This window comes from Pseudomonas iranensis (genome assembly GCF_014268585.2).
Lineage (GTDB): Bacteria > Pseudomonadota > Gammaproteobacteria > Pseudomonadales > Pseudomonadaceae > Aquipseudomonas > Aquipseudomonas iranensis.
In genome coordinates, this window is sequence record NZ_CP077092.1 from 4,438,969 (window position 1) to 4,450,741 (window position 11,773).

The window sequence follows — 11,773 nt, forward strand, 5'->3', positions numbered from 1 at the left end:
ACCCGGCGGCGCCCAAAGGACCCAGCGCTCCCGGCGCAAAATCCTGACGCAAATCATTCAGCGCAAATTGCAAATGCGTCATCCTCGCGGACTTTTTGCCTCTACGCTTCAGAGGCCAACGCCCTGACAGCGGAGTGTCCCGTGTTTGCAAATCTGTTGATCATCCTCGCCTCATCCCTGGTGGTGATTGCCCTGTTCCGGCGCCTGCGACTGCCGCCGGTGCTGGGTTACCTGTGCGTGGGATTACTGGTCGGGCCGAACGCATTCGACTGGGTCAACGAGAGCGAACATCTGCCGGATGTCGCCGAGCTGGGCGTGGTGTTTCTGCTGTTTTCGCTGGGTCTGGAGTTCTCCCTGTCGAAGATGATTGCGTTGCGTCAGGTGGTGTTTCGCCTCGGCAGTCAGCAAGTGTTGATCAGCACAGCGCTGCTCGGCACACTGTTAATGGGCCTGGGCATGCCGCTGATGCCGGCGCTGTTGCTCGGTGCCGGGTTATCGCTGTCATCCACGGCGATCGTGACCAAGGAGCTGGGCAGTCTTGGTGAAGTATTCAGCAGCCACGGCCAGAACGCGGTCGGCGTGTTGCTGTTTCAGGACGTTGTCGCGGTATTGCTGCTGACACTGGTTCCGGTCTTCGCCGGCACCAGCGAGCAGGCCTGGTATTGGGCCTTGCCGTTGACCCTGGGCAAAACCGTGGTGCTGTTCTTCGGCCTGCTGCTCGCCAGTCGCTGGTTATTGCCACGGCTGTTTCATGAGGTGGCGGCCTCGCGCTCTGCGGAGCTGTTCGTCCTGCTGGCGCTGGTGATCGTGCTGCTGACTGCCTGGCTCACGCACTTGTTGGGGCTGTCGCCTGCACTCGGCGCTTTCCTCGCCGGCATGTTGCTCGGGGAAAGCCATTACCGGCACCAGATCGAAGCCGACATCCGGCCCTTTCGCGACATTCTGCTCGGCGTGTTCTTCGTCAGCATCGGCATGCTGATCGACCTGCAATTGTTCGTCAGTCACAGCCTGTTGATCATCGGCCTGACGCTCGGCCTGATGCTGATCAAGGGCATCGTGGTCGCGCTGCTGGTGAAGTGGCGCGGCAGTGACAGCGAAACCGCATGGCGCAGCGGCCTGGCCCTGGCCCAGGGTGGCGAATTCTGTTTTGCCTTGATGGCGCAGATGCAGCAGAACAGCCTGTTGCCGGCCGAACCGGGCGCCCTGCTGCTCGCGGCGACGTTCTGTTCGATGCTGCTCACGCCACTGCTGTTGCGTGCGGCGCCGCGCATTGCCGCCGTGCTGCACCGCAAGCCCAATCAGGAAGCGCAGATCGAACAGATCAGCGCGCTCAACGCCGACCTCGACCAGCACGTGGTGATCTGCGGCTACGGTCGCGTCGGCCAGTCCATTGGCCGCTTCATGGGCAATACGGGGCAAGCCTATGTTGCGCTGGACAACGATCCGGTGCGGGTGCAGGAAGCCGCATCCGCGGAAAGCGACGTGCATTACGGCGACTCGGCGCGTGGCGATCTGCTTACTGCGGTTGGCCTGTTGCGCGCCAGGCTGCTGGTAATCGCCGTGGATCAGAGCGACGTGGCGTTGCGCATTCTGCGCGAAGCCCGGCGACTCAACCGACAGGTGCCGATTCTGGTACGCACCCGTGACGACAGCCAATCGGCGGAACTCAGAGCTGCCGGCGCCACCGAGGTGGTGCCGGAGCTTTTGGAGTCAAGCTTGATGCTCGCTTCACACGCGCTGATCATGCTTGGCCTGCCCGCGCACAAAGTGCAGGAGAAGGTCGATCAAGTGCGTATCGATCGGTATCGCCTGCTCCACGGTTTCTATCCCGGAGCCAATGATGAGGAAATCTAGTCCTGACTCACCGCGCCGATCTTGTGCAGTGACAGGTCGGCGCCGTAATACTCTTGTTCCTGACTCAGGCGCAGCCCATGCAATGCCTTGATCGTGCCGTAGACGACGAAACCGCCGACCAGCGCGACCGCGACGCCAAGCGCAGTGCCGATCAACTGGCTGATCAGGCTGACACCGCCCAGGCCACCCAGCACAGACTGACCGAAGATGCCGCAGGCAATCCCGCCCCACACGCCACACAAACCATGCAGCGGCCATACGCCCAGCACATCGTCGATGCGCCATTTGACTTGGGCAGCGGTAAAGCACCAGACAAACAAGGCTCCGGCGATCGAGCCGGTTACCAGCGCACCGACCGGATGCATCAGGTCGGAGCCGGCGCAAATCGCCACCAGCCCGGCCAGCGGGCCGTTGTGCAGAAAGCCAGGGTCGTTGCGCCCAACGATCAACGCCGCGACGGTACCGCCAACCATGGCCATCAGCGAGTTGACCGCGACCAGGCCACTGACACCTTGCAGGGTTTGCGCGCTCATCACGTTGAAGCCGAACCAGCCGACAATCAGGATCCACGAGCCCAGCGCCAGAAACGGAATGCTCGACGGCGCGAACGCGACCAGGCGCCCATCGCGGTAGCGACCATTGCGCGGGCCGAGCAGCAGAACAGCGGCCAACGCCAGCCAACCGCCCACGGCATGCACCACCACCGAGCCGGCGAAATCATGGAATGCCGCGCCAAACTGCGCCGCCAGCCAGCCTTGCAAGCCGAAGTTGCCGTTCCAGATCAGCCCTTCGAAGAACGGATAGATAAACGCTACGATCAGCGCCGTCGCGCACAACTGCGGGACGAAACGCGCGCGTTCGGCAATGCCGCCGGAAATGATCGCCGGGATCGCGGCAGCGAAGGTCAGCAGGAAGAAAAACTTCACCAGGCCATAGCCGTGGTCAGCCGTGAGCACCGCCGCCGGTTGCATGAAGGTGACGCCATAGGAGATCCAATAGCCTATAAAGAAATAGGCCAGGGTCGAGACGGCGAAATCGCTGAGGATTTTCGCCAGCGCGTTGACCTGGTTCTTCTGCCGGACCGTGCCGACCTCCAGAAAGGCGAAACCGGCGTGCATCGCCAGTACCATCACCGCACCGATCAGAATGAACAACGTGTTGGAGCTGTGAACCAGCGTGTCCACAGCGCTTTGCAGATTTTCCATGAGGAGGCAGACCCAAGGCTAAAAGGCACCAAAGCGGTTCATGTGTGCATTTCATGCACCAAATTACGACTCATCAAATATCCAACGGCAGGGTTGATGAACTGATTTGGCGCATATATCGATGTCCGATCACGAACCGCGAGCAAATGAATTAGAGTTTTCTGCTCGGACGCCCGGCAACAGCGCACATACGCCGAGCGACGCACCAAGACACAGCAAAAGTTGTACCAGGCATTTGCACTGAACCTTCGCGCAAGGCTCATACTCGAACGCTTCAAAGCCACCTACGGAGATCCACCATGGCCAGCATCAAGGCAAAGACTGCTCAAGAAATCCTGATGAACGACTTCCAGACTCTGGTTGCCGACACCGAACGCCTGCTCGAGCACACCAAGACCCTCGCTGGTGATCAGGCCGATGAGCTGCGTGCCCAGATTCACGACAGCCTGCTGCGTGCCCGGGAAACCCTGAAAGTGACTGAAGACACCCTGCGCGAACGCGGTCAGGCGGCGGTCACCGCTACTGAAGACTATGTATCGGCCAATCCATGGCAGTCGGTGGGCATCGCTGCCGGCGTCGGCTTTCTGATCGGCCTGCTGGCAACTCGGCGCTGATCATGTCGATCGGTGAATCCGGCCCGACTGCGGGCACCGCCTCCTCCACACGTCGCCTCGGCGCTGCCGTTCTGGGCCTGCTGCACAGTCATGTCGAGTTGTTCGGCATCGAATTGCAGGAGCAGAAATCACGCACCGTCAGCCTGCTGCTGTTCGCGGGCTTGGCACTGGTGTTTGCCCTGCTGTTGCTGGTGGGTCTGTCGACGCTGGTGATGATCATCTTCTGGGACACCTACCGCCTGGCAGCGATCATCGGCCTGTGCGTGTTTTACACGCTGGCGTCGATCTTCTGCGGCCTACGCCTCAAAGCGGCGATTTTCGATGAGTCCTCGCCTTTCCACGGCACGCTCGAAGAGCTGGCCAACGACCGGGAGCGCCTGCTGCCATGAGCCTGCCTGAACTTCCGCACAACAGCTCACGCCGGGAAATGCGCAAGGCGCTGATCCGCCTGCGCATGGAAATGCACCGTCAGGAAATCCGCCACGAAACCGCACAAGTGTTGCAACCGTTGCAGCGCATGCGTGGCATGAAGCAGAACGTGCAGGACGGTTTCGGCATCAAGCACGCGCCGTTGTGGGGCGTGGCGGCGGTGACGCTGCTGGGTTTCCTCACCGGCAAAGGCTCGAAACGCAGCAGTGGTGGCGGTTTGACGCGACTGCTGCGTCTGGGCACGACGCTTGGGCCGCTGATCAGACTGGTCATGCACAGCTCGGGCAAACGCTGAAGCGCCCATCTGGCTACATTCTTGCAATAGCGCCGGGATGAATCTCCTTATCGGGAGATTCCATCCCGCGTGCCTATCCGGCAAGCGCGGCCAAACCAAAAACAAGATTAAGGACTTGCCGTGATCGACGGGCAACCGCTCGCCTGTTTTCAGCCTTTCATCGATACCGCCACCGGCCGCATCGCAGGCGTCGAGGCATTAGGTCGCTTGCGCCAGAGCGATGGTCAACTGACCTCGGTCGGGCCATTGTTCGCCGACCCACGGACCCCGGCCACCGCCTTGCGCCGTCTTGATCGGCAGATCCGTGACCACGCCCTCAGCCGCCTGCATGAAGCGCCGGCGGAGTGGTTTCTCAGCCTGAACATGTCGCCACGCTGGATCAGTCGCCTGCGCGCCGATCAAGCGCTGCCAAGCCTCAAGCAATTGGCACGACACGAGGTTGATCCGCAGCGCATCGTTTTCGAAATCACCGAACTGGGCGGTAACAGCGAACGCCTTGCCCACGTGGTCGGGCGCTACCGTGACGCAGGGGCAAGAATCGCCATCGACGATTTCGGCGCCGGCTATTCGCAGCTGGATCGGGTACTGGCCCTGCAACCGGACATTCTCAAGCTCGACATGCGCCTGTTTCAGGCTGCTGCCCTCGGCGGACCGAGCAGCGATGTGGTCAAAGCACTTGCGCAGATGGCCGAGAAAACCGGCTGCTGGATCATCGCTGAAGGCGTCGAAACCGAAGCGCAGCTGAATTTTGCTCTGGAATGCGGTTCGCGCTACGTGCAGGGTTTTCTCTTCGCCCGGGCGCAGGAAGAGTTCTTCGCTACGGATGCTTTCGTCGCGCATTTCGCGCAATTGCGGCAACGCTACGTGAAGCAGAAACTCAGCGAGCGCGGGCGGTTGATGCAAATGCGTCAGCAGCTCAGCGAACTGATGGCGATTCTGCAGCAATGGGCGCAGGCCCGCGCCCCGCTCAGTGCATTGCCGCAATTGCAGGCGTTTCCCTGGCTGCTGCGCTTTTATCAGTGCGACCGCCACGGCACGCAACTGACGCCCAACCTCGAATGGCGGCATGACGGCTGGTTCGCCGATGACCGCTATCTGGGGCACAACTGGTCGTGGCGACCGTACTTCTATCATCTGCTGGCCGAAGGCTGGGAAGAACGCCGCCTGACCCTGTCGAACACCTATCGCGATGCCACCAGCAACCAGTACTGCCTGACTGCGGGGCAGTTTTTCGATAACGGCGAACGGCTGTTGCTGATCGATATCGATGCGGCGGGTCTGTAGTTCCGCTTGCAGGCGCGCAGCCGAACCGGGAAGCTAGGGCGATCAGTCACCAGACGGAGAGAATCAGCCTTGGATTGGCCTACCCTGCTCAACCGCGAACGCCTCGGCAAGCCGCTGCACAGCCCGCAAGAACTCGGCCGCAGCCCTTTTCACAAAGACCATGACCGCATCATTTTCTCCGGTGCCTTTCGCCGCCTCGGGCGCAAGACCCAAGTGCACCCGGTCACCAGCAACGATCACATTCATACCCGCCTGACCCACTCGCTGGAAGTCAGTTGCGTCGGCCGCTCGCTGGGCATGCGTGTCGGTGAAACCTTGCGCAGCGCGCTGCCAGACTGGTGCGACCCGGCCGACCTCGGCATGGTCGTGCAATCGGCTTGCCTGGCTCACGATATCGGCAACCCGCCGTTCGGCCATTCTGGCGAAGACGCCATTCGTCACTGGTTCCAGCAAGCCGCCGGGCGAGGCTGGCTCGATGGCATGAGCGACGCCGAGCGTGGTGATTTCCTCAATTTCGAGGGCAATGCTCAAGGTTTTCGCGTGCTGACGCAGCTGGAATATCACCAGTTCGATGGCGGCACGCGCCTGACCTACGCGACGCTGGGCACCTATCTGAAGTACCCGTGGACCGCGCGCCACGCCGACTCCCTCGGCTACAAGAAACACAAGTTCGGCTGCTATCAGAGCGAGCTGCCGCTGCTCGAACAGATCGCTCACAAGCTCGGCCTGCCGCAAATCGAAGACCAGCGCTGGGCACGCCATCCATTGGTGTACTTGATGGAGGCGGCCGATGACATCTGCTATGCGCTGATCGATCTCGAAGACGGTCTGGAAATGGAGTTGCTCGAATACGCCGAAGTCGAGTCGTTGCTGCTCGGCCTGGTCGGTGACGATTTGCCGGAAACCTATCGCCAGCTCGGCCCGCAGGATTCCCGCCGGCGCAAACTGGCGATCCTGCGCGGCAAGGCCATCGAGCACCTGACCAACGCGGCGGCGCGGGCATTTGTCGAACAGCAGAATGCTCTGCTCGCCGGCACGCTGCACGGCGATCTGGTCGAACACATGCACGGGCCGGCGAAGCGCTGCGTGTTGAACGCCAAGGACATCGCGCGCAAGAAAATCTTTCAGGACAAACGCAAGACCCTGCATGAGATCGGCGCGTACACGACGCTGGAGATCCTGCTCAATTCGTTCTGCGGCGCCGCGCTGGAGCAGCACAACGGCCGCACGCCGTCGTTCAAGAGTCGGCGCATCCTCGATTTGCTCGGCAATAACGCGCCGGACCCGCAGGGTTCGTTGCACAGCTCGTTTCTGCGCATGATCGATTTCATCGCCGGCATGACCGACAGTTACGCCAGTGACATGGCACTGGAAATGACCGGGCGTTCAAGTCACTGAGTCTTGAGGGGTCAGCCGGTCACTGATCTGACCGGCTGACCCCCATGAGAGTTTTGCTGAATGCCCCTGTGAACCAGGTGAGATTCAACTACGCTTGACCCATTAACCAGATCAAATAAACACCGCTGATTAAACACAACTTTAAACACCGACAAATAATTGAATATCAATATTGGCCTTCGGATCATTTCAATCTTCGGCCAATTGATTGCTCGCCCTTCCTTACGCCGAACCTAATTTCAACGTAGTCTCTTTCCTCATTACGCGTAGGATTAATCCGATAACGTAGTCGCGACACTACCAGTCCATGCGAGTGCTCATGCATCTGAGCTAAGGTGCGCGCTTTATTCATGCTTGCATGGGACTCTATTTATGAACTCCGTTTTTATTGTGGACGATCATCCGGTCATCCGCCTCGCCGTGCGAATGCTCCTGGAACATGAAGGCTACAAGGTCGTCGGCGAGACCGATAACGGTGTCGATGCCATGCAGATGGTCCGTGAGTGCATGCCCGACCTGGTCATTCTCGATATCAGCATCCCCAAGCTGGACGGCCTCGAAGTGCTGGCCCGCTTCAACACCATGGGTTCGAATTTCAAGATTCTGATCCTGACGGCGCAGTGTCCTACGCTGTTCGGCATTCGTTGCATGCAATCCGGCGCATCGGGATATGTCTGCAAGCAGGAAGACTTGAGCGAATTGGTCAGCGCAATCAAAGCGGTACTTTCCGGTTATAACTATTTCCCCAGTCAAGCGCTTAATCCGGTGCGCGCCGACGACACTCGATACGCTGAACTTGAACTGTTCAAATCCGTCAATGACCGCGAACTGATGGTATTGCAGTTATTTGCTCAGGGACGTACCAACAAGGAAATAGCCAAGGGCATGTTTCTCAGCAACAAAACCGTCAGCACTTATAAAAAGCGTCTGATGCAAAAACTCAAAGCCAGATCCCTTGTAGAACTTATCGAGATGGCCAAACGTAACGCACTCGTGTGAGACTCCGCATGCCCAGCCGTGTAAAGGACTACCTGATTGCCTTGAGCGCTGTTCTGTACCTGAGCGCCAATGCCCTCGCCGCGCCAAGCGCTTCACCGGACTATGCATTGCTCAGCCGCTCGGCCACCGAGGCCGTGCAAACTGTCCTGCAGCCGTCACAACGGCAATGGCTGCAGACTCGCAGCGAACTGAAACTGGGTACCTCCGCACCTGATTACCCGCCATTCGACATGACCGTCAGTGGCCAGGACTACGAGGGACTGACCGCCGATTACGCAGGGATTCTCGGTCAGGCCACCGGTTTGCCGATTCGCGTGCAACGCTTTCCCTCGCGCGAGGCTGCAATTCGCGCCTTGATCGATGGCCAGATCGACCTGCTTGGCACAGCCAACGGCTACGAAGCAGGCAATGCCAACCTCGCGCTTTCCAGACCCTATGCGGTCGATCAGCCCGTACTGGTAACCCGCGAGGACGAAACCCGCTCGTTGACCGAAGGCCTCGCCGGGCTGCGCCTGAGCATGGTGTATCACTACCTGCCGGTGCCCGAGATCAAAGCGCTGTATCCCAAAGCGCTGATCACCTGCTATCCGTCCTACCAGAATGCAATCAACGCGGTGGCCTTCGACCAGGCCGATGTGTTTCTCGGCGACACCCTCTCCACCCATTACATGATCAACAAGGGCTATCTCAACAATGTCCGTATGGCCAACTTCGGCAAGCAGGAAGCCCATGGCTTCAGCTTCGCCGTGCGGCGCAGCAATCCGCAGCTGCTGGGCATCATCGACACGGTGCTCGCAGCGATCCCGAGCAGTCAGCGCGACGACATCGCCAAGCGCTGGAGCGCCGGCAGCGACCTGCTGCTCACTGACAGAAAACTGCAGCTGACAGATCGTGAGGAAAAGTGGCTCAAGCAGCATCCCGTCGTCAGCGTGGTGGTCAATGAAGCTTACGCACCGTTGACCTTCTTCGACAGCGCCGGCAATTTCCGCGGCATCAGCGCCGACCTGCTAGAGCTGATCCGCTTGCGTACCGGCCTGCGTTTCAAGGTTCAGCGCAGCCGCAACGATGCGGAAATGATCAGGCAGATCGACAACCACAAAGCCGATCTGATTGCCGCCCTGCTGCCCAGCGCCGAACGTGAAAAAAACCTGAGTTTCAGTCGCCCGTATCTGGAAAATTCCTACGTGCTGCTGACCCGCAAAAGCGCCGACAGCCCGACCAATCTGGGCCAACTCAAAGGCAAGCGTCTGGCGATCGCCCAAGGCAATCCGCTGGTCGCCTACTTGCATGAGAATTTCCCGGGCATCGAACTGATCGAAACCCCCGACACGTTCAGCGCCGTGTCGATGCTGGCCGACAACCATGTCGACGGTGCGGTGAACTCGCTGGTGATCGCCAACTATTTCATCTCATCGCGCATATTCGATCGGCCACTGCAAATCACCACCACGATCGGCACCAGTCAGGCAGCCTTCTCGCTGGCGACCGCCCGTGACAACACCGAACTGGCCTCGATCATCAACAAGGCGCTGCTGAGCATCGCTCCCGAGGAGCTCGGCGTGATCAACGGCCGCTGGCGCGGTTACTCCACGGCATCACAGAACATCTGGCAAAACTACCAGCGCCTGTTCTACCAAGTGGTCGCAGCCGCCGGCCTGATCCTGCTGCTGTTGTTGACCTGGAACGCCTACATGCGCCACCAGATCAAACAACGCCAGGCCGCCGAACGAGCGCTGAACGATCAACTGGAGTTCATGCGCTCGCTGGTCAACGGCACGCCGCACCCGATCTACGTGCGAGATCGCCAGGGTCTGCTGCAAAGTTGCAACGACAGTTATCTCGAAGCGTTCAACGCCAGACGCGAGGACATCATCGGCAAAGGCGTGATGCAGGGCACCCTGAGCAACGCATGCGAGGCCGAGGCATTCCAGGCCGATTACCAGAGAGTCATTGCCGAAGGCATTCCGTTGATCCTCGACCGGCCCCTGCACATCGGCAGCCGCCGTTTGACGATTTACCACTGGATTCTTCCCTACCGCGACTCCAGCGGTGACGTTCAAGGGATTATCGGCGGCTGGATAGACATCAGTGAACGCCGCCAATTGTTTGAAAAACTGCGTGCAGCCAAAGAACAGGCGGACGAGGCGAACCGGGCCAAAAGTACCTTCCTGGCAACCATGAGCCATGAGATCCGTACGCCAATGAACGCCGTGATCGGCATGCTCGAACTGACCCTGCGACGCATCGATCCGCAACACCCCGATCGCGCATCGATCGACACGGCCTACCATTCGGCCAAGGATCTGCTCGGGCTGATCGGCGATATCCTCGACATTGCCCGCATTGAGTCGGGACGTCTGAGCCTGTCCCCGGAATGGATCAATCTGGTCGACACCGTGACCTCCGTTGCACGCATCTTCGACGGCCTCGCGCGGCAGAAAAACCTTGCCTTGCAAGTCGTCTTCAACCCGCCGCACCCGGCTGTGGATGTGCATCTGGATCCGCTGCGCTTCAAGCAGGTGCTGTCCAACCTGGTCAGCAACGCTATCAAGTTCACCGACAGTGGCCACGTGCGGATCACCCTCGACCTGATCCCGGCAGACGCTGCTGGTCGAACATTGATGCAACTGACCGTGCAGGACAGCGGCTCAGGCATCAGCGCCGAAGATCAACAGCGCTTGTTCGAGCCATTCTCGCAGGCGGAAAACGGCAGTCGGCAGGCAAAAAACGGCGCCGGACTGGGGCTGGTCATCAGTCGCAACCTGTGCGAAATGATGGGCGGACAACTGCAGTTGAGCAGCCAGCCCGGCATCGGCACTCAGGTGTGCATATCGCTGCCGCTGGACAGCCTGCCGGCAAAGGCGAATCCGCCGAAAAGCGAACCGTTGATCAAGCCCGCGACCATGCCGTTACATGTCCTGGTTGTCGACGACCATCCGGCCAACCGTCTGCTCATGTGTCAGCAACTTGAGTTTCTCGGACATCGCTTCAGCATTGCCGAAGATGGCTGCAGCGGCCTCGAACGGTGGAAGGCCGATCATTTCGATCTGGTGATCGTCGACTGCAACATGCCCTTGATGAACGGCTATGACATGACCCGTGGGATTCGCCAGCTTGAACTGCAAAACCATCGCCCGCCGTGCACCGTGCTGGGTTTCACCGCCAATGCTCAGCCGGAAGAAGTCCAGCGCTGCAAGCTCGCCGGCATGGACGACTGCCTGTTCAAACCGTTGAGTCTGACCCTGCTCGGACAGTGGATCGACGGCATCACGCCGGCTTCACCGGCCTCGGTGTTCGACCTGCAAAGTCTGAGCTTGCTGACCGGTAACAACCCGGCGCAGACCCGACGCATGCTGGTGGAGCTGCTCAAGAGCAGCCGCCTCGACCGCGAGGAACTGCTCAGGCTGTCGCCCGAGGATGATCGCGAAGCACTGGCGGTGGCTGCGCACAAGATCAAGGGCGCAGCACGCATCGCGCAGGCCTCGCGGTTGATCGAATGTTGCGATGAGCTTGAGGCCGCTTGCGAGCAAGCGCTCGCATCACAGGAGATTGCCCGTCGCTGGGCGGCAACCAGCCAGGCGATGCTCGAACTGGCGCAGGCCCTGCAGCAGCAATTGACCCTGGCCGATCAAGGCACAGTCAGCGAGTCTTAACTATGCTTGGACGCTGAGCAGTGAGTTAAACATTCATGGAGA

General features: G+C 60.0%; 9 protein-coding genes. 8 read left to right on the forward strand and 1 reads right to left on the reverse strand.

The window, feature by feature from the left end; translation table 11 throughout:
* Positions 1–141: 141 nt before the first annotated feature.
* On the forward strand, positions 142–1,854 hold the full coding sequence (locus HU724_RS19905; protein ID WP_186567891.1) for a cation:proton antiporter: 1,713 nt from the start codon (positions 142–144) through the stop codon (positions 1,852–1,854).
* On the opposite strand, the gene HU724_RS19910 is transcribed toward HU724_RS19905, so the two are convergent.
* Positions 1,851–3,059, reverse strand: coding sequence for an ammonium transporter (locus HU724_RS19910; protein ID WP_186567889.1), 1,209 nt, complete (start codon positions 3,057–3,059; stop codon positions 1,851–1,853). The genes HU724_RS19905 and HU724_RS19910 overlap by 4 nt on opposite strands.
* A 299-nt stretch (positions 3,060–3,358) precedes the next feature.
* On the opposite strand from HU724_RS19910, the gene HU724_RS19915 reads away from it, so the two are divergent.
* The 7 genes from HU724_RS19915 (at position 3,359) to HU724_RS19945 (ending at position 11,731) form a co-directional block, all read left to right on the forward strand.
* Entirely contained in the window at positions 3,359–3,673 is a 315-nt protein-coding gene (locus HU724_RS19915) for an ElaB/YgaM/YqjD family protein (protein WP_016770842.1), read from the forward strand.
* Between the two features lie 2 nt (positions 3,674–3,675).
* Positions 3,676–4,062 (forward strand): phage holin family protein, encoded by a 387-nt coding sequence (locus HU724_RS19920; protein ID WP_008079909.1) that lies wholly within the window; start codon positions 3,676–3,678, stop codon positions 4,060–4,062.
* Positions 4,059–4,397, forward strand: coding sequence for a hypothetical protein (locus tag HU724_RS19925; protein WP_016770844.1), 339 nt, complete (start codon positions 4,059–4,061; stop codon positions 4,395–4,397). Before HU724_RS19920 ends, HU724_RS19925 begins: the two co-directional genes overlap by 4 nt.
* 120 nt (positions 4,398–4,517) lie before the next feature.
* On the forward strand, positions 4,518–5,681 hold the full coding sequence (locus HU724_RS19930; RefSeq protein ID WP_041478435.1) for an EAL domain-containing protein: 1,164 nt from the start codon (positions 4,518–4,520) through the stop codon (positions 5,679–5,681).
* Between the two features lie 69 nt (positions 5,682–5,750).
* Positions 5,751–7,079, forward strand: a complete 1,329-nt coding sequence (locus tag HU724_RS19935; RefSeq protein ID WP_186567887.1) for a deoxyguanosinetriphosphate triphosphohydrolase — start codon at positions 5,751–5,753, stop codon at positions 7,077–7,079.
* 372 nt (positions 7,080–7,451) lie between these two features.
* Entirely contained in the window at positions 7,452–8,078 is a 627-nt protein-coding gene (locus HU724_RS19940; RefSeq protein ID WP_016770847.1) for a response regulator transcription factor, read from the forward strand.
* Between the two features lie 8 nt (positions 8,079–8,086).
* The gene (locus tag HU724_RS19945; protein WP_186567885.1) at positions 8,087–11,731 is read left to right on the forward strand and encodes a transporter substrate-binding domain-containing protein; all 3,645 of its coding nucleotides are present in this window, start codon (positions 8,087–8,089) and stop codon (positions 11,729–11,731) included.
* Positions 11,732–11,773 lie beyond the last annotated feature (42 nt).

Coding starts and splice junctions, on each gene's coding strand:
- HU724_RS19915 (WP_016770842.1), top strand. CDS start 3,359: ATGGCCAGCATCAAGGCAAAGACTGCTCAAGAAATCCTGATGAACGAC.
- HU724_RS19945 (WP_186567885.1), top strand. CDS start 8,087: ATGCCCAGCCGTGTAAAGGACTACCTGATTGCCTTGAGCGCTGTTCTG.
- HU724_RS19920 (WP_008079909.1), top strand. CDS start 3,676: ATGTCGATCGGTGAATCCGGCCCGACTGCGGGCACCGCCTCCTCCACA.
- HU724_RS19910 (WP_186567889.1), bottom strand. CDS start 3,059: ATGGAAAATCTGCAAAGCGCTGTGGACACGCTGGTTCACAGCTCCAAC.
- HU724_RS19940 (WP_016770847.1), top strand. CDS start 7,452: ATGAACTCCGTTTTTATTGTGGACGATCATCCGGTCATCCGCCTCGCC.
- HU724_RS19925 (WP_016770844.1), top strand. CDS start 4,059: ATGAGCCTGCCTGAACTTCCGCACAACAGCTCACGCCGGGAAATGCGC.